Raw genomic sequence first — 23299 nt, forward strand, 5'->3', positions numbered from 1 at the left:
CCGTGCCAGAGCCAGTTTGCCGCGCCATCACCCCAGAAGCCGCATGGCGCGGGTCAGCCCGTCCAGCGTCAGGGGCAGCATGCGGTTCTCGAAGACCTCGCCCACCATGCCGATGGACTGGGTATAGGCCCAGTGCGCCTCGGGGACGGGGTTCAGCCAGACATGGTCGGGAAAGCCCCCGGTCAGCCGCCGCAGCCAGACCTCGCCGGATTCGGCGTTCCAATGCTCGCTGGCCCCGCCCGGCACGGCGATCTCGTAGGGCGACATGGAGGCATCGCCCACCACGATGCATTTGTAGTCACGGCCAAAGCGGTGCAGCACGTCCCAGGTGGGGGTCTGCGCGTCCCACCGGCGGCGGTTGTCGGTCCAGACGCCTTCGTAGAGGCAGTTGTGGAAGTAGAAATGGTGCATGTGCTTGAATTCGGCCCGCGCGGCGCTGAACAGCTCGTCCACCACGCGGACATGGTCGTCCATGCTGCCGCCCACGTCCAGGAACAGCAGCACCTTGACGGCATTCCTGCGTTCGGGTCGGGTCCGCACGTCGATATAGCCGTGATCGGCGGTGGCGCGGATGGTGCCGGGCAGGTCCAGCTCGTCCGCCGCCCCGTGGCGCGCCCATTGGCGCAGGCGCTTCAGCGCGACCTTGATGTTGCGGGTGCCCAGCTCGGCCCGGTCGTCGAAATCGCGGAACTCGCGCCTGTCCCAGACCTTGACGGCGCGGCGGTGGCGGCTGGCCTCCTGCCCGATCCGCACGCCTTCCGGGTTGTAGCCATAGGCCCCGAAGGGCGAGGTGCCCGCCGTGCCCACCCATTTGCTGCCGCCCTGATGACGGCCCTGCTGCTCGGCCAGCCGCTGGCGGAGCTTCTCCATCAGCGCCTCGAAGCTGCCCGATCCCGCGACCTGGGCCCGCTCGGCCTCGGTCAAGAGCCCCTCGGCCAGCTTCTCCAGCCATTCGCGGGGCAGGGCGCGGGGATCCAGCAGTGCCTCGACGGGAACCTCCTCCAGCCCCGAGAAGGTCTGGGCGAAGGCACGGTCGAAGCGGTCCAGGTGGCGCTCGTCCTTGACCAGCACCAGCCGCGCCAGCCCGTGGAAGCCGTCGACCGTCCGCCCATCCAGCCCGGCGCCCATCCCCTCCATCAGGTCCAGCCATTCGCGCAGCGAGACCGGAACCCCCTGCCGGCGCAGGTTGTCGAGGAAGGGCAGCAGCATCAGGCCATCCGGTGGACGAAGATCGTGGCGAAGACGCCGATCATGGCGCAGCCCAGGGCGAAGGCCACGGCATATTGCACCCGGTCGCTGCGCGTCCCGCCCAGTTTGACGGCGCGCCGCCAGCCCAGGGCGGCCCCGACGATGGCGGCGATGATGACGATCATGTCGGTCCTTCCCGTGGCAGATCCTGCCCTCCGCAGATAGCCCGCCCCGCCCCCGCCCGCAACCGCGACCGATCCGCCCATCGCGCCCGCCTGCCGCTTTCATCTTGGCCCAAATATCCAAAAGGCCGCAGGCACGGCAACCCCCGGCCCGGGAACGGGCGCGACCGCGACACGGGGCCCGCTTGCCGCCCGCCCGGCATCGCTCTAGCCTCACCCCCCGGGGGATCGGAGGATCACATGCAGGATGTCGGCCAGGATTTCGGCGATTACGACCATATCATCGTGGGCGCGGGCTCGGGTGGCTGCGTGCTGGCCAACAGGCTCTCGGCCGATCCCCGCGCCCGGGTCCTGCTTCTGGAGGCCGGGGGCCATGACAACCGGCTCTGGGTGCACATCCCGGTGGGCTATCTGCATGCGATGGGCGATCCGACGCTGGACTGGTGCTATCGGACCGAACCGGAGCCGGGCTTGGGCGGGCGGCGTCTGAACTATCCGCGCGGGCGGGTGCTGGGCGGCTGTTCCTCGATCAACGGCATGATCTACATGCGCGGGCAGGCGGCCGATTACGACGGCTGGCGGCAGAGGGGCAATCCCGGCTGGGGCTGGTCGGACGTGCTGCCGCATTTCCGTGCGACCGAGCGGCATTACGACCCCGCCTGCGACCTGCATGGCGATCAGGGCGAATTGCGGGTCGAACGCCAGCGGCTGCGCTGGCCGATCCTGGATGCCGTGGCCGAGGCCGCGCAGGAGCTGGGCCTGCCCGCCCGGCCCGATTTCAACACCGGCGACAACGAGGGCGTGGGCTATTTTCCCGTCACGCAGCGCAAGGGCATCCGCTGGAATGCGAGGAAGGCCTTCCTCGACCCCGCCCGGGGCCGCCCCAACCTGCGGATCGAGACCGACGCCCAGGTCCTGCGCCTGCAGATGGACGGGCGGCGCGTCACCGGCGTGGTCTTCGAGCAGCATGGCCAGCGCCGCCTGGCCCGGGCGCGGGGCGAGGTGATCCTGGCCGCCGGCGCCATCGGGTCGCCCGCGCTCTTGGAGCTGTCGGGCATCGGCCAGCCCGAGCGGCTGGCCGCCCTGGGCATCGCGCCGGTCCATGCGCTGTCCGGCGTGGGCGAGAACCTGCAGGATCACCTGCAGCTGCGCATGGTGTTTCGCATCGCGGGCGCGCGGACGCTGAACGACCGGGCGCGCACGATCTGGGGCAAGGCCGGGATCGCGCTGGAATATGCGCTTCGCCGGACCGGGCCGATGGCGATGGCGCCCAGCCAGCTGGGCATCTTCGCCCGCTCGTCGGACCGCTACGACACGGCGAACATCGAATACCACGTGCAGCCGCTGTCGCTGGGGAAGTTCGGCGATCCGCTGGACGACTTTCCGGCGCTGACGGTGTCGGTCTGCAACCTGCGCCCCGAAAGCACCGGGTCCAGCCACATCACCGCCCCGGATCCGCGCAGCCCGCCCGCCATCGCGCCGCGCTATCTGAGCACCGAGGGCGACCGGCAGGTGGCCATCGACAGCCTGCGCCATGCGCGCCGGCTGATGCAGACCGCCCGCATGGCCGAATTTTCCCCCGAGGAACACCGCCCCGGTGCGCATCTGACCTCGGATGCCCAGCTGCACGAGGCCGCGGCCCAGATCGGCACGACCATCTTCCATCCCGTCGGCACGACCCGGATGGGCACGGACCCTATGGCCGTGGTGGACCCGCAGCTGCGCGTCCACGGGCTGTCGGGCCTGCGCATCGCGGATGCGGGGATCATGCCCGCCATCGTGTCGGGCAATACCCATGCGCCCGTGACCATGATCGCCAGCCGGGCCAGCGAGATGATTTTGCAGGACGCGCGCGAAAGGGCCTAGCCCTTCAGCATCGACCGGAAGGCGTGCCAGCTGGATTTCGGCGTGCGGGTCATCGTCTCGTAATCGACATGGACCAGCCCGAAGCGCGGGCCATAGCCCCAGCCCCATTCGTAATTGTCCAGAAGCGACCAGTAGAAGAAGCCGCGCACATCCACCCCTTGATCCATCGCCGCCTTGGTGGCGCGCAGATGGTCGCTCGCGAACTGGATGCGGCGGGCATCCTCGGTGATGTCGGCGCCCGTTCCGCCCCCGGCTTCCAGCGCCATGCCGTTCTCGGTGACGTAGAGGGGCAGGGCGCCGGTATGGTCGCGGGCGAGGCGGGTCAGGAACTCGGTCAGGCCCTCGGGGCGGATCTCCCAGTCCATCTGGGTCTTGGGCAGGGGGCCCGGCGCCTCGGAGGCATGGGGCCAGAGGCCGGCATTGCCGGTATAGAGGCGGCGCGTGTAGTAGTTGACGCCCAGCCAGTCGAGGGGCTGCGCGATCAGGGCCATGTCGTCCTGCCAGCCCTGTGGCAGATGCGGGCCGATGCCGGCCAGCGCGGCGTCGGGATAGCCCTGACCCATCAGCGCGCAAATGAACCACTGGTTATAGATCGCATCCTGGGTTTCGGCGGCGCCGAGCGCCTCGGGCGTGTCATCGGCGGGATGCGATGTCTCGAAGTTCAGCACGATGCCGAGGTTGTCCGCCCCGTCCGCGCGCAGCGCCTGCATCGCGGTGCCGTGCGCCAGCAGCACATGGTGCATGGCGCGGGAGGCGGCGCGGATGTCGCGCAGGCCCGGCGCATGGGCGCCCAGGAAATGCGACAGCCAGGCGATGCACCACGGCTCGTTCAGGGTGGCGGCGCTGGTCATGCGGTCGCCGATCCGGGCATTCACGGCGCGGCACAGATCGGCGAAGCGCGCCGCGATGTCGCGGTTCTGCCAGCCGCCTTGGGCTGCCAGATCGGCGGGCAGGTCCCAGTGGTGATAGGTCAGGAAGGGCTGCAAGCCCCGTTCCAGCATGCCGTCGACCAGCTTGTCGTAGAAATCCAGGCCTTGCGGGTTCACGGTCACGCCGTCCGGCATCACCCGCGCCCAGGAGGTCGAGAAGCGGTAGGCGTCGAAGCCCGCGTCGCGGACCAGGTCCAGATCCTCGGGCCAGCGGGTCAGGTGGTCGCAGGCGCGGCTGCCGTCGCTGGCGTCGATGATGTTGCCGGGCGTGGCGGCGAAGCTGTCCCAATGCGACAGGCCCGCGCCGCGCGTGCCCTCGATCTGATAGGCCGAGGTGGCGGCGCCGAAGGTGAAGCCCTCGGGGAAGTCGGTGCGGGGGGGCAGCATGGGTCTCTCCTCACTGGTGGCGGTAACATGCTGGCATGATCGGGCCGCGCAGGGAAGGGGTCAGTGGCGCGGGGCGATCTGGCGCCAGGTGAAGGCCAGGATGAAGACGCCGGTCAGGATGACGATGATGGTGGGGGCGGGGGCGCTGTCCAGCCAGAAGCTGGCCCAGATGCCCGCCAGGCTGCTGGCGACCGCGATGGCCGTGGCCAGCCCCATCATCAGGGCCAGACGCCGGGTCAGCAGGAAGGCGATGGCGCCGGGCGCGATCAGCAGGCCCACGGCCAGGATGATCCCCACCGCCGACAGCATCGCCACGACCGAGGCCGCGATCATCGCCAGCATCCCGTAATGCAGCCAGCCTACCCGGAGCCCCGAGACCCGCGCCTGCACCGGGTCGAAGGCCAGCAGGGCGAAGTCGCGCCATTTCAGGATCAGCGCCCCGGTGACGGCCAGGGCGATGGGCAGGGCCTGGGCGAAGTCCTGCGGGCCGATCCCCAGGATGTTGCCGAAGAGGATATGGTCCAGATGCACGCCGGGCGGAAAGAGGGTGAAGAGGATCAGGCCGAAGGCGAACATTCCCGCCATGACGACGCCAAGCGCCGTGTCGGGCTTGATGCGGCTGTTCTCGTCCAGCCAGCCCGCCGAGAGGGCACAGATCATGCCCGCCGCGAAGGCGCCGACCAGCAGGGGCAGTCCCATCGCATAGGCCAGCACGATGCCCGGCAGCACCGCATGGCTGATCCCGTCGCCCATCAGCGCCCAGCCCTTGAGGACCAGAAAGCAGCTGAGAAGCGCCGCCGGAATGGCCACGATCACCGCGATCAGCGCCGCATCGGCCATGACCGGAAAGGTGAAGGGCAGGATGAGGCCGTTCATGCCCCCCCTCCCATCGCGGCGCGGGCGCGGGCACGCGCGGCGCGCAGCCCGTGGGTGGGGGCGAAGACGAAGGCGGCAAGAAAGATCAGCGTCTGCAGCGTCACGATGATGCCGCCGGTGGCGCCGTCCAGGAAGAAGCTGGCATAGGCGCCGATGGCCGAGGTGAGCGTGCCGATGGTGACCGAGATCAGGATCAGCCGCGCGAAGCGGTCGGTCAGCAGATAGGCGGTGGCGCCCGGCGTGACGACCAGCGCGATGACCAGGAAGGCGCCCACGGTCTGCATCGCCGCCACGGTCGAGGCGGCCAGCAGGGTGAAGAACAGCGCCTTGAGGCGGTTCGGATGCAGGCCGATGGTGCGGGCATGCGTCTCGTCGAAGAAGACCACCATCAGGTCGCGCCATTTCAGCAGGAGGATGGTCAGCGAGATGCCCGAGATCAGCACCAGCTGGATCACGTCGCCCGGCGCGATGGCCAGGATATTGCCCATGGTGATCGCCTGCAGGTCCACCGCGACAGGGTTCAGCGAAACCATGAACAGCCCGATGCCGAAGAAACCGGTGAAGATCAGCCCGATGATCGCGTCCTGTTTCAGCCCGGTGCGGGTGCCCAGGAACAGCATTGCCAGCGCCGCCAGCCCCCCCGACAGGAAGGCGCCGAGCGCGAAGGGCAGGCCCAGCATGTAGGCCCCCGCCACGCCGGGCACGATGGAATGGGAGAGGGCGTCGCCGATCAGGCTCCAGCCCTTGAGCATGAGATAGGCCGAGAGGAAGGCGCAGACGCCGCCCACCAGCGCCGAGACCCAGATCGCGGTCGCCATGTAGCCGTAGGCGAAGGGGGTGAGGGCCAGCTCGATCATCGGGCGCCGCAGGCGGGGGTTTCACACCCCCGCACCCCCGTGGGATATTTCCGCCAAGATGAAGGGGTCATGGGCGGTCGTCCGTGCCGGGGACGGCCTTGCGGTGGCGGTCGTCGTAGAAGACCAGCGGGCGTTCGTCATCGGTGAAGACGTCGACGGCGCGGCGGTCGGCATCGTCATGCAGGTCGGTGCCGCCCAGCATGAAGTGGCGCAGCGTGCCACCGAAGGCCAGGCGCAGGTTGTCGGGGGTGAAGGTGGTGGCGGTCGGGCCCGAGGCCAGGACCGTGCCCTTGACCAGCACGACGCGGTCGCAATATTCCGGCACCGCGCCCAGATCATGGGTCGAGACCAGCATCACCCGCCCCTCGTCGCGCATCTGGCGCAGGAGGGTGATGATCGTCTGTTCGGTCTGCACGTCGACGCCGGTGAAGGGCTCGTCGAGCAGGATCACGCGGGCCTCCTGCGCCAGCGCCCGGGCCAGGAAGACGCGCTTCTTCTGGCCGCCGGACAGTTCCCCGATCTGGCGGCGGCGGAACTCGGTCAGGCCCACGCGGGAGAGGGCGTCGGTGACGGCCTGGCGGTCGGCGGGGCGGGCGCGGCGCAGAAAGCCCATATGGCCGTAGCGGCCCATCATCACCACATCCTCGACCAGGACCGGGAAGGTCCAGTCGACCTCCTCGGCCTGGGGGACATAGGCCACGAGGTTCTGCGACAGGGCCTTGCGCACCGGCAGGCCGAGGATGCGGACATGGCCCGCAGCATGGGGCAGAAGGTCCATCAGGGCCTTGAAGAGCGTCGACTTGCCCGCGCCGTTCACGCCCACCAAGGCCGTGACCGAGCCCTGCGGGACCGTGAAGGCGGCGTCCTTCAGGGCGGTATGGCCGTTGCGATAGGCGACGGTCAGATCGGCGACCTCGATGCCGGGGGTGTCATTCATCTTCGAGACTGTCGAGAATTGTTTCTGAGGTCACGCGCAACAGGTCCAGATAGGTGGGCACCGGGCCGTCGGCCTCGGACAGGCTGTCGACATAGAGGATGCCGCCGTAATCCGCGCCGGTCTCGGCGGCGATGCTGCGGGCCGGGCGGTCCGAGACGGTGCTTTCCGAGAAGATCACCGGGGCCCCCGTCTCGCGCATCGCGTCGATCAGGCCGCGGACCTGCTGGGGCGTGCCTTGGCCTTCCGCGTTGATGGGCCAGAGGAACATCTCGGTCAGGCCGAAGTCGCGGGCGAGATAGGAGAAGGCGCCCTCGGAGGTGACGAGGAAGCGGCGATCCTCGGGCAGGGCCAGGGCACGGTCGCGCAGCGGGCCGATGACCCCGGCGATGCGGTCCTTGTAGGCGTCGGCATTGGCCCGGTAGGCATCCGCATTGTCGGGATCGGCCTCGGCCATCGCCCGGGCGATGTTGTCGACATAGATCTGCGCCGAGGTGAGGGCCATCCAGCCATGCGGGTTGGGCTGGCCGCCCTCGGCGCCGTATTCGGAGCTGTCTTCGGAGCCGGTGATCGGCAGGGGGTCGATCCCGTCGCTGACGGTGACGATCGGCACGTCGTCCAGCCGGTCGAGGAACTGGTTGGCCCATCCGTCGAGATTCAGGCCGTTGACCAGCACCAGATCGGCCTCGGCGATGCCGATGATGTCGCGGGGGCTGGGCTGGTAGCCGTGGACCTCGGCCCCCGGGGGGGTGATGGACTGCACGCTGGCCAGATCGCCGCCGACATTGCGGGCCATGTCGGCGATGACGGTGAAGCTGGTGGCGACGTTCAGCGTCTCGGCCTGCGCGGTCATCGGGGCGAGGGTCATCAGGACGGTCAGCGCGCGGATCATGGGAGCTCCTTGGTTGGCCTCTTTTCTGCGACTCGTTCGCAACTGTCAAGAGCTGAGAACGAGTTGCAACTGGAAGGCGGTTGCGGCAGGATGGCGCGCATGGGCGAGCGACGGGCGGACAGGTTGGAACAGGCGCTGCGGGAGGCGGGCGTGCGGGTCACGCGGCAGCGCGCGGCGCTGCTGCGGGTGATCGCCGATGCCGACGATCATCCCGACGCGGCCGAGCTGCATGGCCGGGCGGTGACCGCCGGGGCGGGCGTGTCGCTGGCCACCGTCTATCGCACGCTGACCACGCTGCGCGCGCAGGGGGTGATCGAGAAGCTGGAATTCCAGGGCGAGCCCGCCCGTTGGGAGGCCGCTGACCAGCGCCACCACGATCACATGATCGATCTGGACAGCGGCGCGGTCATGGAGTTCACCGACGAGCGCATCGAGCGGCTGCAGGCCGAGATCGCCGCCGAGATGGGCTATGAGATCGTCCATCACCGGCTGGAGCTGTATGTCCGGCGGCGCTGAGGCAGGCGGCGCTGACGGAGGGGGGCGCTGCCCCCCGTCGCCTGCGGCGCCTCCCCCCGGGATATTTATGGACCGTCGCAGGAGGGCGCGTGCAGGTCTTTGATAGGATCATTTCGGACCGGGGATCGCGCTATGCGGTCTCGGGCGGGGCGGTGGCCAGTCGGGCCGAGATCGCGGCGCTGCTGGCCGAGCTGCGCGGGGTCAAGCGCTTTGCCAAGGCCACCCATCACAGCTGGGCGGTGGTGCTGGACGGAGAGGTCGTGAAGGATGACGACGGCGAGAGCGGGGCGGCGCAGCTGATCGCGCAGATGCTGGAGCGGGCCGGGCTGCAGGGCCATGTGGTCGTCGTCACCCGCTGGTATGGCGGCAAGCATCTGGGCGGCGACCGGTTCCGGCATGTGGCCGAGGCGGTGCGGCATTACCTGCGCGAGACCGGGCTGGGGTGATGGGGCCAGAGTGATGGGGCCAGAGATGGGGCGGGGGGTGACCCCCGCACGCCGGGGCGCGCAGGGGTCCGGACCCGGGTGGTCAGGGGCGGAACATGATCTTGCCCTCGCGCCCCGGGGTCAGGGCGGCGGTGACGGCCTCGGCCGGCTGATCCAGGGCGAAGTCGCCGCCCGAGGGCAGCTTCAGCGTGCCGTCCATCACCAGGCCGATCAGCTCGCCGAACATGCGCTGGCGATCCTCGGCCGGGGTCTGCGGCATGACGCGGGCGCCCCAGAAGCCCTTGACCGTCAGGTGCTTGAAGATGATCGGGCCGGCGGGCAGCTGCAGGTCGTCGCCGGTCATCGAGCCGAAGGTGACCAGCAGGCCCTCGGTGCCCAGCAGGTCGATCAGGCCGGCCGCGATCGGGCCACCGACCGAATCGACGGCAGCGCGGGCGCCGTCCTCGCCCAGGATCGCGCGGGCCTTGGCGATCCAGTCGGGATCGTCGGTCGAGACGATGTCGGTCATGCCGAGCGCGGCCAGTTCCTCGGCGGCCTCGGGGCGGCGCACCAGGTTCAGCAGGCGGATGCCGCGCGATTGGGCGAGGACCGCCATGATCTTGCCCACCGCACCATTGGCGGCGGTCTGGACGACCCAGTCCCCGCGCTGGACATGCAGGAATTCCAGCAGGGTGATGGCGCTGAAGGGCATGGCGATCAGCTGGGCCGCGGCCTCGTCGGGCATCTCGTCGGGCACCGGGATCGCGCCCTCGGCGGCCGCGATGGCATAGTCGGCCCAGGAGCCCTTCAGCCCGGCGGCGGCCACGCGGCGGCCCTTGAGGGCCGGGTCGACGCCGGGGCCGGTTTCCTCGACGATGCCCAGGGCCTCGCTGCCGGCGATGGCGGGCAGGGGGGGCTTGGTGCCGTAGCTGCCGCGGATGGTCCAGAGGTCGTGATTGTGGATCGGCGACAGGATCACGCGGATCAGCAGCTCTCCGTCCTGGGGGATGGGGCGGTCGGCGGTGGTGGTCTGCAGGACCTCGGCGGGATCGCCGAAGCGGTCATGGGTGACGGCATGCATGAGGGGGCCTTTCGAAAGGACGCGTTGGCCCTGAACCTAGGCAGCCCGTGCCCCTTCTGCCAGAGGCGCCGCCCCGGTCTCGCGCCGCAGCGCCTTGGCCTCGGCCCGGTCCAGCGCGGCCAGCGCCTTTGCCTGCGAGGCGCCCTCGGCGCGCAGGCGCTGCCAGAGTCGCAGGCAGGAGGCGGGCGACCAAGGCAGCGCCGCCCCGGCCAGCCAGCGGCGCAGCGGCGCGGGCAGGGCGTCATAGGCGGCCATCGGATCGCGGCTGCGGCGGCGCTGGCGCTGCGCGGTCCGGCCCAGATTGCCGCAGCGCGCGGCAAGGGCCTGTCGGGCGCTGCCGGAGGGCGGGGCGCCACTTTGAGCAGGGGTCAGCACGAGGCAGCCTCGTCGACCGGATCGACGACCACCAGCAGGCGCGTCCGGCCGGGCTGCGCGGGGGGCGAGCGATGCAGGAGGCCCGAGGGCTCGGCCCCCCATCGGCGGCCCCGGAACAGCGCGGCGGCGCCGGTGGGCATCTGCTGGGGCGCGGCGACCTGCGCCGCGCCCGAGGCGGGGCCGAACTGCGTGCCCGCCCCCCGCAGCGTGCAGAGCAGCCGGGCGCGGACGGCATCGAGATGCCATTTCGGGCAGGACTGGCCGGCGGTGACCTCGATCCGCAGGGTGATCAGCAGCGCATCCAGATGCCGGGCGGCCAGCAGGGCCAGTTCGGCGACATCGTCGATCAGCCGCTGGCGCTGCGGGCTGTCGGGCAGATCCGACGCCGCGCAGGCGGCGGTCATCGCGGCGGCCACGTCCTGCGGGCGCAGGGTCTGGCGGAGGCGGGGCAGCTGCGAAACCGGCAATCCGTCCAGCCAGGCCTGCCAGAGGGGATCGATGGGGCGCTGCCAGAGGGCGGCGGCCACGCCCGGCATCACCAGCGTTCCCAGGACCCGCGGATCGGCGGACTGGTTCAGGGCCGTCGCGGGCCGCAGGGTGACGCGGGTGGTCATGCCGCGATCTCCTCGGCCCGGCGCCAGGCCGGGAAGGGGTCGGGCAGGCGGGCCCAGCCATCGGGGGCCTCGCCCCATTCCTCGCCCAGAAGGCAGGCGTCCAGGCGCGCGCGCAGCCGGTCCTCGTCCATGCCGGTGCCGATGAAGACCAGCTCCTGGCGGCGGTCGCCATAGGGCTCGGCCCAGTTGCGGGTCAGATAGGCCTGGCCCTCGGGATGGGTGGGCCAGCGCTCGCGCGGCACCGTCGCCCACCACTGGCCCAGGGGCCGGACCGAGGACAGCGCGCCCGCCAGCGAGAATTCGGCCACCCAATCGGGGCGCGTGGCGATCCAGAAATGGCCCTTGGCGCGGATCACGCCGGGCAGGGGGCCGTTCAGCACGTCATGGATCTTGCGCGGCTCGAAGGGATGGCGGGCGCGATAGACGAAGCTGGTGACGCCGTATTCCTCGGTCTCGGGGGTGTGGTCGGCAAAGCCGTAAAGCTCCTTCGCCCACATCGGGTGCTGATGCGCGCGGTCGAAGTCGAAGAGCCCGGTGTTGAGGACGTCACGGGGCGCGACACGGCTGTGATCGGTCTCGATGATGCGGGCGTCGCGGTTCAGCGCGCGGATGATCTTGCGTGCGGCATCGACCCGGGCCGGGCCCGCGTCCGCGCATTTGTTCAGCACGATCACATCGGCGAACTCGATCTGGTCGGTCAGGAGGTCGACCAGCGTGCGGTCGTCCTGATCGCCCATCACCTCGCCCCGGTCGGCCAGAAAGTCGTGGCTGGAGAAATCGGCCGTCAGGTTCACCGCGTCGACGACCGTGACCATCGTGTCCAGCCGGGCCACGTCGGACAGGCTGGCGCCGTCCTCGTCCGCGAATTCGAAGGTGGTGGCGACGGGCAGCGGCTCGCTGATGCCGGTCGATTCGATCATCAGGTAATCGAAGCGCCCGGCTTCGGCCAGGGCGCGGACCTCGACCAGCAGATCCTCGCGCAGCGTGCAGCAGATGCAGCCGTTCGACATCTCGACTAGGGCTTCTTCGGTGCGGGCCATGCCGCCCTCGGCGCGGATCAGGTCGGCGTCGATGTTCACCTCGGACATGTCGTTCACGATGACCGCGACGCGCAGGCCCTCGCGGTTGTTCAGGATGGAATTCAGCAGCGTGGTCTTGCCGGCGCCCAGAAAGCCGGAGAGCACGGTGACGGGAAGGCGGGGGGATGCGGACATGGTTGGCTCCTGTGGCGGGTGCCGTTATGTAATACTATTACGTAAAGCGAAACGCAAGCGGCGCGGCGCTGCCCGGCGGGCATTGACGATCCGCGCCCTTTGGGTCATGCCGCGCGCATGCTGCATATCGATGACATCTCGTATTCCATTCAGGGCCGCCCGCTGTTCGCCGGCGCCTCGGCCTCTGTCCCCGAAGGCCACAAGGTGGGCCTTGTCGGTCCCAACGGCGCGGGCAAGACCACGCTGTTCAAGCTGATCCGCGGAGAGCTGGGTCTGGACGGCGGCGCGATCAGCCTGCCGACCCGCGCCCGCATCGGCGGGGTCGCGCAGGAATCGGCGGCGACCGCGCTGTCGGTGTTGGACACCGTGCTGGAGGCCGATCAGGAGCGCACCGCCCTGATGGCGGAATCCGAGACCGCGACCGACGCCCATCGCATCGCCGACATCCAGACCCGCCTGACCGATATCGACGCCTGGTCGGCCGAGGCGCGGGCCGCGACGATCCTGAACGGTCTCGGTTTTGACACCAACGACCAGCAGCGTCCGACCAGCGATTTCTCGGGCGGCTGGCGGATGCGCGTGGCGCTGGCCGGGGTGCTGTTCGCGCAGCCCGACCTGCTGCTGCTGGACGAACCGACCAACTATCTGGATCTGGAAGGCGCGCTGTGGCTGGAGACCTATCTGGCCCGCTATCCGCATACCGTCATCATCATCAGCCACGACCGGGGCCTGCTGAACCGCGCGGTCGGGCATATCCTGCATGTCGAGGACAAGAAGCTGACGCTCTATACCGGCGGCTATGACAGCTTCACCCGCATCCGCGCCGAAAAGCGCGCATTGCAGGCCGCCGAGGCCAAGAAGCAGACCGAGCGTCGTGCGCATCTGCAAAGCTTCGTCGACCGCTTCGGCGCCAAGGCCAGCAAGGCGCGTCAGGCCCAAGCCCGCGTCAAGGCGCTGGCCAAGATGGAGCCGATCACCGCCCCCGAAGAGGCCAAGTTCTTCCGCTTCAGCTTTCCCCAGCCCGAGGAACTGTCGCCGCCCATCGTCGCGATGGAGGCCGTCTCGGTCGGCTATGGCGATCGCGCGGTGCTGTCGCGCCTTGGGCTGCGCATCGACCAGGACGACCGGATCGCACTGCTGGGCCGCAACGGGCAGGGCAAATCGACGCTGTCGAAACTGCTGGCCGACCGGCTGGCGCCGATGACCGGCAAGGTGACCAGCTCGAACAAGTTGCGCGTGGGCTATTTCGCCCAGCATCAAGTGGACGAATTGTCGCTGGACGAGACGCCGCTGGATCATATCCGCGCCGTGCGCCCCAACGAGATGCAGGCCCGTCAGCGCGCCCGCCTGGCCGGCTTCGGCCTGATGGAGGCGCAGGTCGAGACCAAGGTCCGCGCGCTGTCGGGCGGCCAGAAGGCGCGGCTGTCGCTGCTGCTGGCCACGATCGACGCGCCGCATCTGCTGATCCTGGACGAGCCGACCAACCACCTCGATATCGAATCGCGCGAGGCCCTGTCCGAGGCGCTGAACGACTATACCGGCGCCGTGGTGCTGGTCAGCCACGACATGCACCTGCTGGGTCTGGTGGCCGACCGGCTGTGGCTGGTCAAGGACGGTGCGGTCGCCCCCTACGAGGGCGATCTGGACGATTACCGCAAGTTCCTGCTGTCGGGCGACGTGCCCGCCGAGAAGTCGGGAGAGAAATCCTCCGAGACCCCGAAACCCGCCGCTCCGAAGAAGCCCAACCGCGATGCGGTGCTGGCGATGCGCTCGGACGTGCGCAAGGCCGAGGAGCGGGTTCAGAAGCTGACCGAGATGATGGGCAAGCTGGACAAGAAGCTGGCCGATCCGGGGTTGTACAACGATCCCTACGAGGCCGAGAAATGGGGCAAGAAGCGCGCCGAGGCCGTGCGCGCGCTGGCCTTCGCGGAAGAGTTGTGGATGGGCGCGCTGGAAAAGCTTGACGCGGCCGAGAAAGCCTGAGCCCACTGGCTGTGGCGGAAATGCCCTGACCGTTCCGGATGCTGCCGGGCTGCGGTTGTGCGCCGCCCGCCGGCGCCTTAGATGGCCGTCACGCCCTTTGACCGGATCCTGCTCATGAAATACGCTCTGGCCTTCGCTGTCCTCTTCGCCGCTCCGGTTTCCGCACAGGATTTCGGCCTGACCGGGGACCGGATCTTCTCGTTCGATCTGGGGCTGGGCGCCCGGATCGGCACCGCCTATCCCGGCGCCGAAGAGGCCGAGGTCGCGCCCTGGTTCATCTTCCGCGATGCGGGCTTCGGCCCGGTGGGCGCCGCGCCCGCGCAGGGCTTTTCGCTGGCCCCCTCGCTCAATCTGGTCGGCTCGCGCGACAGCAGCGACGAGGCCGCCCTGACCGGGCTGGACGATATCGACCGCGCCTATGAGCTGGGCCTGCGCGCCAGCTATGCCGCCGGCCCCGTCACCGCCTATGGCAGCCTGCGCCGCGGCTTCGACGGCCATGAGGGCCTGACCGGCGAGATCGGCGCGAAATACCGCACCGAGCTGTCCGACCGGGTCACCCTGTGGTCGGGGGCCGAGGTCGGCTATGGCAACGATGATTTCAACGACACCTATTTCGGCGTGACGCCTGCGGAAAGCGGGACCAGCGGCCTGCCCGTCACCGCCCCCGGCGGCGGCGTCAACGAGGCCGCGATCACCTTCGAGGCGCGCTATGCCCTGACCGACACCACCGCCCTGTCGGGCGAGGTGCGCTATGGCAAGCTGATCGGCGACGCCGCCGATTCGCCGGTCGTGCAGGACGAATACCAGCCCTCGCTGCGCCTCGGCATCACCCGCCGCTTCTCGTTCGGGTTCTGAGGCTGGGGGCTGCATTCTTTGCGTGTTTGGACACTGACGGCCTGCACCCCGGTGCGGGTCGTCATCGTTTAAGTTCCCCCCCCCCCCCCGCGGTTCGCAGCGACGTCGCATCTGGTCCACGTGGGCATGATCGCCTGACCGGATCGCGGGCGCTTCGGGTCCGAAATCTTCCGCTGATCGTGCCCGGCCTGATGAACCTTCGGGCAGGGCCGAACCAGCCGCGCGCGGCTGGTTTGGTCCCGGTTGTGGGCGCGGGCGCGGGTCTCTAGGCTCGGTCGGGCCGGGCCTCCCGGACAGGACAGGCTTCATGACCCATTCCGACACGCCTTTGCCCTTCACCTGCGACAAGCGCCCGGCCTTGGGCGATGCCGGGATGGTGGTGACCAATGCGCCGCAGGGCTCGCTGGCGGGGTCGGCGATGCTGGCGGCGGGGGGCAATGCGATCGACGCCGCCGTGGCCGCGCTGCTGACGCTGACCGTGGTCGAGCCGATGATGGTCGGCATTGCCGGGGGCGGGATCAGCCATCTGCGGCTGGCCGACGGGCGCCATGTGGTGATCGACGCGCTGTCGGTGGCGGGGCAGGGCGCGCGGGCGGACATGTTCACGCCCCGTCCGGGCCGGCCGCCCGACGACATGGACACGCTGGACCGGCGCAATCTGGTCGGCCCCTCGGCCGTGGCGGTACCGGGCAACCTGCGCGGCTGGTATCTGATGCAGCAGCGCCATGGCCGCCTGCCCTGGGCCGATGTGGTCGAGCCCGCGATCCAGGCCGCCGCGCGGGGCTTTGCGGTCAGCCCCTATCTGAACGGCGCGCTGGCCGAGCATGCCGACGACCTGTCGGCCGATCCGGGGATCGCCGCGCTGATGCTGCCCGGTGGCGCCCCGGCCCCGGTCGGCAGCCGGTTGGTGATGGGCGCCTATGCCGACAGCCTGCGGCTGGTGCAGGCCGAGGGCGACGCGGCGCTGCATGGCGGCGCCCTGGGCCGCGCGCTGGTCGAGCGGCTGGCCACCGGCGGGCCGGAGGCGGGCCATGTCACGCTAGCCGATCTGGAGGACTATCGCGCCATCGAGCGTGACGCGATCACCGGCAGCTATCGCGGCCATGTCATCGCGGGCCCGCCGCCCCCGGCCTCGTCCGGGGTCCATGTCGTGCAGATGCTGAACATGCTGGAGGCGCATGACGTGGGCGCCCTGGGCTTCGGCACCCCTGCCGCGCTGCATCTGCTGGCCGAGGTGATCCGCGTGGGGTTCGAGGATCGCCACGCCGCCTCGGGCGATCCGGCCTTCGTGGACGTGCCGGTGGCGCGCTACATCTCCAAGGCCTATGCCGCCGAGTGCCAGGGACGGCTGCGGGCGCGGGGCGGGGTGGCGGGAGCGGGGGCGCGGCCCGAGCCCCCCGAAAGCCGCGACACCACCCATGTGACCGTGGCCGACCGCGACGGGAACATCGTCACTGCCACCCATACGCTGAACGGGCTGTTCGGGGCGCGCATCATGGTGCCGGGGACCGGGATCATCCCCAACAACTACATGGTGAACTATGACCCCCGACCGGGATTGGCGCTGTCGATCCGGCCGGGCAAGCGGGTGCCGACCTCGATGGCGCCGATGATCGTGCTGCGGGACGGGCGGCCGGTCTTTGCGCTTGGCCTGCCGGGGGGCGTGCGCATCTTTCCCTCGGCCCTGCAGGCCATCATGAACCTGATCGACCACGGCATGGACCTGCAGCAGGCGGTCGAGGCCCCGCGCCTGTGGACCCAGGGCCGGCATGTGGAGCTGGAACCCGCCTATGCGCCGATGCAGGACGCCCTGCGCGCGATGGGCCACGAGGTGCAGCTGCCCCGGACCATCGGCGGCGGCATGACCGCCATCGGCTTTGCGCCCGACGGGATGATGACCGGCGCCGCCTGCTGGCGCGCGGACGGCACGGTCCTGGCCCATGGCGGCGGGCTGGCCCGCCCCGGCATCCGCTTCAAGATCTGACCCCCCCAAATTCGACCCCCACGGAGATGTCCATGACCCGCATTGCCCTGCTTGATCCCTCCGACCCGGCTCGCCTGGACCGGATGTGGTCGCTGCTGCCCGAGGGCTGGCAGCTGACCGCCGCCGCCTCGCGCAGCCCCGCCGACCAGATGGAGGCGCTGCAGGGTGCGACCTTTGCGATCAGCGGCGACGCGCCGGTCACGGCCGCGATGATGGCCGTGCCGGGGCTGCGGGCGGTGCACAAATGGGGCGTGGGCTATGACGCCATCGACCTGGAGGCCGCGGGCGCCCACGGCGTGCGGGTGATGCGCACGACCGGATCGAACGCGGTCGTGGTGGCCGAGACGACGCTTGGCCTGATCCTGGCGGTGAACCGCAACCTGGTGCGCGGCCATGTCGGCATCCTGCGCGGCGACTGGCCCAAGGGGGCCTTGGGGCCGACCTCGATGCAGCTCAGCGGGCGGACGGTGGGCATCGTCGGCATGGGCCATATCGGCATGGCGCTGGCGGGGATGCTGCGCGGCTTCGGCGGCAAGATTCTCTATACCAAGCGCCAGCCGCTGCCGCCCGAGGAGGAGGCGCGGATCGGGGCAAGCTATGCGGACCTGCCCGACCTGCTGGCGGCCTCGGACGTGGTGACGCTGAACTGCGAGCTGAACGACACCACCCGCAACCTGATCGACGCCGAGCGGCTGGCGCTGATGAAGCCCGACGCGATCCTGGTCAATGCCGCGCGGGGCGGGGTGATGGTCGAGGCCGATCTGGCGGACGCGATCCGCGCGGGCCGCCTGCGCGGGGCGGGGGTCGATGTGTTCTCGGTCGAGCCGATCACCCCTGACAATCCGCTGCTGGGGCTGGATCAGGTGATCCTGACCCCGCATCTGGCCGCGATCTCGGCGGACGGCTTCGCGCCCACTGTGCAGCGGATGATGGACAACCTGCAGGCCGTGGCCGAGGGGCGTGCGCCCCGCGACATCGACATCCTGGTGTGAAATGGGCGCCTCAGCGGCGCGGCGGCGCCTCCGCGTCCATCCGGGCCAGGATGCTGGCCACGATCGCGCCCGAGATATTGTGCCAGACGCTGAAGATCGCCGCCGGGACCGCCGCGAGGGGCGAGAAATAGGTCGTCGCGAGGGCTGCGGCCAGGCCCGAGTTCTGCATGCCGACCTCGATCGCGATGGCCTTGCGGCCGGCCAGCTCCAGCCCCGCCGCCCGTGCCGCCAGATAGCCGATCAGATAGCCCAGCAAGTTGTGCAGCACGACGACGGCAAAGATCATCAGCCCCGATTGCACGATGGCCCCCTTCGAGGCGCCGACCACGGCGGCGACGATCAGCACGATGCCCGTCACGCTGACCAGCGGCAGGGCCGGGATCGCCGCACGGACCACGCCCGGCACCAGCCGCTGCGCCAGCAGGCCCAAGGCCAGCGGCAGCAGCACGACCTTGACGATGGACTGGAACATCGCCCAGGCATCCACGGGCAGGTATTCGCGCGCGAACATCAGAACCAGGAAGGGCGTCACCACCGGCGCCAGCAGCGTGGTGACGCTGGTGCAGGCCACCGACAGGGCCGTGTCGCCCTTGGCCAGATAGGTCATGACGTTGGACGAGGTGCCCCCGGGGCAGCAGCCGACCAGGATGACGCCGGCGGCGACCTCGGGCGGCATCGGGATGATCCGGGTCAGCGCCACGGCCAGCAGCGGCATGATGATGAACTGGGATGCGACGCCCACGCCCACGACCGCCGGGCGCCGCAGCACCTCGCCGAAGTCGCGGGCCGAGATGGTCAGCCCCATCCCGAACATGATGATCCCCAGAAGGGTGACGATCCAGGGGGTCAGCTGGCGGAAGGTCTCGGGCAGCAGGAAGCCCAATACCGCGAAGAGAAGGACCCACAGGGCGAATGTCCTGCCCACGAATTGCGATAGCCCGGCCAAAGCCTTCATGACATCCCTCCCCAAGGCGCCTGCGGGTCGCGCCACGCGCCCGGGGGGCCGCTTTAGGCGCGGGCCGGGGCGAGATCAAGGTATTCCGAACTGGGTGGTTCAATTGGCGGGCGGCCAAAGAAGAACGCCCGCCGCCTGCAGCCCGGGTTTGTCGGAACGATCCGTGCCCTGCCGGGCCGCCTGCGCGGCGGATCGTTTCGCCCCCTGCCGCGCAGGCGAAACACCGGCCCCCGGGGTCGGGCGGGGGCTGGTCCGCCGCCCCCTTGCCGCAGGCAGGGCGGCATCCTAGCTGGCAGGTTCAGCCAGAGGGGTGCGCCATGTCCATCACGATCGCCGGGATGACCAAGCGGTTCGACCGCACCGAGGTGCTGCGCGGCATCGATCTGGACGTGGCCGACGGCGAACTGGTCGCCCTGCTGGGGCCGTCGGGCTCGGGCAAGACGACCCTTTTGAAGATCATCGCCGGGCTGGAATGGCCCGATGCCGGGCGGCTGTCGGTGGCCGGGCAGGACTGGCTGCAGCTGGCCGCCCGCGACCGGCGCATCGGCTTCGTCTTTCAGCATTACGCGCTGTTCCCCCATATGAGCGTGCGCGACAACATCGCCTTCGGCCTGACCGTGCGCCCCCGCGCCGACCGCCCCGCCAAGGCGCAGATCGCCGCGCGCGCCGACGAGCTGATGGCCTTCCTGCAGATCGACCATCTGGCCGACCGCTTTCCGGCGCAATTGTCGGGCGGGCAGCGCCAGCGCGTGGCGCTTGGCCGGGCGCTGGCGATCAAGCCGCGCGTGCTGCTGCTGGACGAGCCCTTCGGGGCGCTGGACGCCGCGATCCGCCGCGATCTGCGCCGCTGGCTGCGGGGCGTGCACGAGGCGACGGGATCGACCACCATCTTCGTGACCCATGACCAGGAGGAGGCCTTCGAGCTGGCCGACCGCGTCGTCGTCATGGGGCAGGGGCGGATCGAGCAGATCGGCCATGCGGACCAGATCCATGACCACCCCGCCACGCCCTTCGTGGCCCGCTTCATGGGCGCCACGGTCGAGCTGCCGGTGGTGCTGGCCTCGGGCCGCGCTGCCGCCCCGGGGCTGGACTTGACGGCCCTGCCGCGCCGGGCGCTGCCCGATGGCACGGCGCGGCTCTTCGCCCGGCCCGCCGATATCCGCGCGATGCCCGACCCGGCGGGGGTCTGGCATGTGACCAGCCTCGCCAGCACCGGGGCCGAGCTGCGCCTGACCGCCACACGCGCCGACGGCGCCGAGGCCGAGGCGCAGATGCCCCGCCGCGGCGCCCCCGCTCTGACCAAGGGCGCCCCCATTGCCCTGCGGGTCGAGGCGGCGGCGATCTTTCCCGATGCCCGCCGCGACACCGCCACCCCCGTCCTGCCCCTGCCCAAGGAGATCGCCCGATGAAACTGCCCGTCTTGGCCACCGCGCTGGCCCTGATCCTGACCGGTCCCGCCCATGCGCAGGACCGCCTGCTGAATGTCAGCTACGATATCGCCCGCGAGCTGTTCGAGGCGCTGAACCCCGCCTTCGCCGCGCAATACGAGGCCGATACCGGCCGAAGCCTGACCATCGACATGTCGCATGGCGGATCCTCGCGCCAGGCCCGTGCGATCCTGGAGGGGTTGCCCGCCGATCTGGTGACCTTCAACCAGGAGACCGACATCGACGTGCTGGCCGAGAGCGGCCTTCTGCCCGAGGATTGGCGCGATGCCTTCCCGAACGGCGCCTCGCCCTATTACTCGCTGCCCGCCTTCCTGGTGCGCGAGGGCAACCCCAAGGGGATCGAGGACTGGGACGATCTGGCGCGCGAGGATGTGGCGCCGGTCTTCCCCAATCCCAAGACCAGCGGCAATGCGCGCTATACCTATCTGGCCGCCTATGCCTATGCGCTGGCGCAGAATGACGGCGATGAGGCCGCCGCGCAGGAGTTCGTGCGGTCGATCTTTGCCGGCGTGCCGGTCTTCGACACCGGCGGGCGGGCCTCGACCCAGACCTTCGCGGAACGGGGCATCGGCGACGTGCTGGTGACCTTCGAGGCCGAGACCGGCCAGATCGCCGCGCAATACGAGGCCGAGGGGTTCGAGCGCGTCACCCCGTCGATGAGCCTCTTCGCTGCTTTCCCGGTCGCCGTGGTGGCCGAGAATGCCGAGGATAACGGCACGACCGACTTGGCAACCGCCTATCTGGACTGGCTGTATACGCCCGAGGCGCAGCGGATGCTGGCCGAGCGCGACTATCGCGTGACCGACGAGACCGTCGCGGCCGAATTCGCCGACGCGCAGGCCCCGGTCGAGCTGGTCACCGTGGACGAGGTCTTCGGGGGCTGGGATGCGGTGGCCGAGGAACATCTGGCCTCGGGCGGGATCCTGGATCAGGTCTTCGTTAACCGATGACCGCGACGGCCGCCCCCTTCCGCGCCAAGCGCGTCCTGCCCGGGTTCACACTGAGCCTGGGCACGACGCTTCTGTATCTGGTGCTGATCGTGCTGATCCCCATCGCGGCGCTGATCCTGAAGGGGGCCGAGATCGGCCCGGCCGCCTTCTGGGCGATCGTCAGTTCCGAACGTGCGGTGGCAGCCTTCCGGATCACGCTGACGGCGGCGGCGATCGCCACCGCCTTCAACGCGGCCTATGGGCTCTTGATGGCCTGGGTGCTGGTGCGCCACGACTTTCCCGGCAAGCGGATCCTGGATGCGCTGATGGACGTGCCCTTCGCGCTGCCCACCGCCGTGGCGGGGCTGTCGCTGACGGCGCTCTTCTCGGCCAATGGCTGGTTCGGGCAGGTCCTGCACCCGGCGGGCATTCCGGTCGTCTACACGATCTGGGGCATCGCGCTGGCCATGGCCTTCACCTCGATCCCCTTCGTGGTCCGCACCGTCCAGCCGGTGCTGGAGGATCTGGACCCTTCGCTGGAACAGGCCGCCGAGACGCTTGGCGCGACGCCGTGGCAGGTCTTCACCCGCGTGGTCTTTCCCGCGATCCTGCCCGCTTGGCTGGCCGGCTGCACGACCGCCTTCGCGCGGTCTTTGGGCGAGTTCGGGGCCATCGTCTTCATCGCCGGCAACCTGCCCTTCGAGACCGAGATCGCCGCCCTTCTGGCCTATATCCGGCTGGAGGAATACGACTACAACGGCGCCGCCGCCATCGCGCTGGTGCTGCTGGGCTTTGCGCTGGTGCTGCTGATCGTGTCGAACATCCTGCAATCCTGGGCCGCCCGCCACCGCGAGGCCACCCGATGAGCGCCCCCGACATGATCGCCCCCGGATCTGCCGCCACCGGTCATGGCCGCCCCGCCCGCACGATGGGCGCCCGCGCGCTGATCGGGCTGGCCGTCATCCTGACGCTGCTGATCGTGGTGGCGCCGCTGGTCTATATCTTCGCCCGCGCCTTCTCGGAAGGCTGGCAGGTCTATGCCTCGAACATCCTCGATCCGGCGATGCTGCACGCGATCTGGCTGACCAGCCTGGTCGCGGTGATCGTGGTGCCGCTGAACATCGCCTTCGGCATCGCGGCGGCCTGGGCCGTGGCCAAGCACCGCTTTCCGGGGCGGGGCGTGCTGGTCACGATGATCGAGATCCCGTTCTCGATCTCGCCGATCATCGCGGGCATCTGCTATCTGCTGCTCTACGGCCGGCAGGGCCTGTTGGGTCCCTGGCTGGGCGAGGTCGACCTGCAGGTGATGTTCGCGCTGCCCGGCATCGTGCTGGTGACCATGTTCGTCACCGCGCCCTTTGTCGCGCGCGAGGTGCTGCCGCTGATGCAGGCGCAGGGCACCGCGCAGGAGGAGGCCGCCGTGACGCTTGGCGCCTCGGGCTGGCAGGTGTTCCGCCGCGTGACGCTGCCCAACATCCGCTTCGCGCTGCTCTATGGTGCGGTGCTGTGCACGGCCCGCGCGGTGGGGGAATTCGGCGGCGTCTCGGTCGTGTCGGGCAATATCCGGGGCCAGACCAACACGCTGCCCTTGCATGTGGAACTGCTGTTCAACGACCTGAACGCGGTGGGGGCCTTCGCCGCCGCCTCGACCCTGACGGTGATCGCGCTGGTGGCGCTGATCCTCAAGGCCGTGCTGGAGGGACGGCGCGGCTGACCGGGACGGGCGGGGGCCATGCGGACCTGTCGCCTTGGTGCAACGTCGCGTCGTGCCGGACCCTCGCCCGCCCCCGATGGGGGAACCAATCCTTTCCCCGGAA

The 23299-nt window shown here is 70.0% G+C and carries 23 protein-coding genes; 11 read left to right on the forward strand and 12 right to left on the reverse strand.

What is annotated here, in order from left to right; all coding sequences use genetic code 11:
* Positions 1-27: 27 nt before the first annotated feature.
* Entirely contained in the window at positions 28-1209 is a 1182-nt protein-coding gene (locus tag FA743_RS05195) for a vWA domain-containing protein (RefSeq protein ID WP_136884821.1), read from the reverse strand.
* On the reverse strand, positions 1209-1373 hold the full coding sequence (locus FA743_RS20235) for a hypothetical protein (protein ID WP_169308772.1): 165 nt from the start codon (positions 1371-1373) through the stop codon (positions 1209-1211). The genes FA743_RS05195 and FA743_RS20235 overlap by 1 nt, the downstream gene beginning before the upstream one ends.
* Positions 1374-1610: 237 nt before the next feature.
* Here FA743_RS20235 and FA743_RS05200 point away from each other — a divergent pair, with 237 nt between their 5' ends.
* Positions 1611-3236: a GMC family oxidoreductase gene (locus FA743_RS05200; protein WP_136884822.1), complete on the forward strand. Its 1626-nt coding sequence runs from the start codon at positions 1611-1613 to the stop codon at positions 3234-3236.
* Here the strand turns inward: FA743_RS05200 and FA743_RS05205 are convergent.
* From FA743_RS05205 to FA743_RS05225, 5 genes are all read right to left on the reverse strand, one after another.
* Entirely contained in the window at positions 3233-4552 is a 1320-nt protein-coding gene (locus tag FA743_RS05205) for a GH1 family beta-glucosidase (protein WP_136884823.1), read from the reverse strand. The genes FA743_RS05200 and FA743_RS05205 overlap by 4 nt on opposite strands.
* Positions 4553-4612: 60 nt before the next feature.
* Entirely contained in the window at positions 4613-5428 is an 816-nt protein-coding gene (locus FA743_RS05210; protein ID WP_136884824.1) for a metal ABC transporter permease, read from the reverse strand.
* The gene (locus FA743_RS05215; protein ID WP_136884825.1) at positions 5425-6285 is read right to left on the reverse strand and encodes a metal ABC transporter permease; all 861 of its coding nucleotides are present in this window, start codon (positions 6283-6285) and stop codon (positions 5425-5427) included. The genes FA743_RS05210 and FA743_RS05215 overlap by 4 nt, the downstream gene beginning before the upstream one ends.
* A gap of 67 nt (positions 6286-6352) precedes the next feature.
* On the reverse strand, positions 6353-7222 hold the full coding sequence (locus FA743_RS05220) for a manganese/iron ABC transporter ATP-binding protein (RefSeq protein WP_136884826.1): 870 nt from the start codon (positions 7220-7222) through the stop codon (positions 6353-6355).
* On the reverse strand, positions 7215-8111 hold the full coding sequence (locus tag FA743_RS05225) for a metal ABC transporter substrate-binding protein (RefSeq protein WP_136884827.1): 897 nt from the start codon (positions 8109-8111) through the stop codon (positions 7215-7217). Before FA743_RS05225 ends, FA743_RS05220 begins: the two co-directional genes overlap by 8 nt.
* A 99-nt stretch (positions 8112-8210) precedes the next feature.
* Here FA743_RS05225 and FA743_RS05230 point away from each other — a divergent pair, with 99 nt between their 5' ends.
* Together FA743_RS05230 and FA743_RS05235 are read left to right on the forward strand one after the other, a co-directional pair.
* Positions 8211-8627 (forward strand): Fur family transcriptional regulator, encoded by a 417-nt coding sequence (locus FA743_RS05230; RefSeq protein WP_136884828.1) that lies wholly within the window; start codon positions 8211-8213, stop codon positions 8625-8627.
* An 89-nt stretch (positions 8628-8716) separates the two neighbouring features.
* Positions 8717-9073, forward strand: coding sequence for a YigZ family protein (locus tag FA743_RS05235; protein WP_136884829.1), 357 nt, complete (start codon positions 8717-8719; stop codon positions 9071-9073).
* Between the two features lie 82 nt (positions 9074-9155).
* On the opposite strand, the gene FA743_RS05240 is transcribed toward FA743_RS05235, so the two are convergent.
* From FA743_RS05240 to FA743_RS05255, 4 genes are read right to left on the reverse strand one after another with little or no spacing between them, the layout of a single operon-like run.
* Entirely contained in the window at positions 9156-10133 is a 978-nt protein-coding gene (locus FA743_RS05240; protein ID WP_136884830.1) for a zinc-binding dehydrogenase, read from the reverse strand.
* A gap of 36 nt (positions 10134-10169) precedes the next feature.
* Entirely contained in the window at positions 10170-10508 is a 339-nt protein-coding gene (locus FA743_RS20570) for a DUF6525 family protein (RefSeq protein ID WP_246054842.1), read from the reverse strand.
* Positions 10502-11122, reverse strand: coding sequence for a DUF1826 domain-containing protein (locus FA743_RS05250; protein WP_169308773.1), 621 nt, complete (start codon positions 11120-11122; stop codon positions 10502-10504). Before FA743_RS05250 ends, FA743_RS20570 begins: the two co-directional genes overlap by 7 nt.
* Positions 11119-12336, reverse strand: coding sequence for a GTP-binding protein (locus tag FA743_RS05255; protein WP_136884832.1), 1218 nt, complete (start codon positions 12334-12336; stop codon positions 11119-11121). Before FA743_RS05255 ends, FA743_RS05250 begins: the two co-directional genes overlap by 4 nt.
* Positions 12337-12453: 117 nt before the next feature.
* On the opposite strand from FA743_RS05255, the gene abc-f reads away from it, so the two are divergent.
* The 4 genes from abc-f (at position 12454) to FA743_RS05275 (ending at position 18150) form a co-directional block, all read left to right on the forward strand.
* Positions 12454-14319, forward strand: a complete 1866-nt coding sequence (abc-f, locus tag FA743_RS05260) for a ribosomal protection-like ABC-F family protein (RefSeq protein ID WP_136884833.1) — start codon at positions 12454-12456, stop codon at positions 14317-14319.
* A gap of 114 nt (positions 14320-14433) precedes the next feature.
* Entirely contained in the window at positions 14434-15174 is a 741-nt protein-coding gene (locus FA743_RS05265) for a MipA/OmpV family protein (protein ID WP_169308774.1), read from the forward strand.
* Between the two features lie 307 nt (positions 15175-15481).
* Positions 15482-17158, forward strand: a complete 1677-nt coding sequence (ggt, locus tag FA743_RS05270; RefSeq protein ID WP_136884835.1) for a gamma-glutamyltransferase — start codon at positions 15482-15484, stop codon at positions 17156-17158.
* 32 nt (positions 17159-17190) lie between these two features.
* Positions 17191-18150, forward strand: a complete 960-nt coding sequence (locus FA743_RS05275) for a 2-hydroxyacid dehydrogenase (protein WP_211242195.1) — start codon at positions 17191-17193, stop codon at positions 18148-18150.
* Between the two features lie 10 nt (positions 18151-18160).
* Here the strand turns inward: FA743_RS05275 and FA743_RS05280 are convergent, their stop codons facing one another.
* A complete protein-coding gene (locus FA743_RS05280; RefSeq protein WP_136884836.1) occupies positions 18161-19105 on the reverse strand; it encodes a bile acid:sodium symporter family protein in 945 nt (314 codons plus the stop codon).
* Positions 19106-19422: 317 nt separating this feature from the next.
* Here FA743_RS05280 and FA743_RS05285 point away from each other — a divergent pair, with 317 nt between their 5' ends.
* From FA743_RS05285 to cysW, 4 genes are read left to right on the forward strand one after another with little or no spacing between them, the layout of a single operon-like run.
* Positions 19423-20514: a sulfate/molybdate ABC transporter ATP-binding protein gene (locus FA743_RS05285; protein WP_136884837.1), complete on the forward strand. Its 1092-nt coding sequence runs from the start codon at positions 19423-19425 to the stop codon at positions 20512-20514.
* Entirely contained in the window at positions 20511-21503 is a 993-nt protein-coding gene (locus FA743_RS05290) for a sulfate ABC transporter substrate-binding protein (RefSeq protein WP_136884838.1), read from the forward strand. Before FA743_RS05285 ends, FA743_RS05290 begins: the two co-directional genes overlap by 4 nt.
* Entirely contained in the window at positions 21500-22348 is an 849-nt protein-coding gene (gene cysT / locus FA743_RS05295) for a sulfate ABC transporter permease subunit CysT (protein WP_136884839.1), read from the forward strand. The genes FA743_RS05290 and cysT overlap by 4 nt, the downstream gene beginning before the upstream one ends.
* Positions 22345-23196 carry a sulfate ABC transporter permease subunit CysW gene (cysW, locus tag FA743_RS05300; protein ID WP_169308775.1) on the forward strand — a complete coding sequence of 284 codons (852 nt, stop codon included), beginning with the start codon at positions 22345-22347 and terminating at the stop codon, positions 23194-23196. Before cysT ends, cysW begins: the two co-directional genes overlap by 4 nt.
* Positions 23197-23299: the final 103 nt, after the last annotated feature.

This window comes from Paracoccus gahaiensis, assembly GCF_005048225.1.
GTDB classification, from domain to species: Bacteria; Pseudomonadota; Alphaproteobacteria; order Rhodobacterales; family Rhodobacteraceae; genus Paracoccus; species Paracoccus gahaiensis.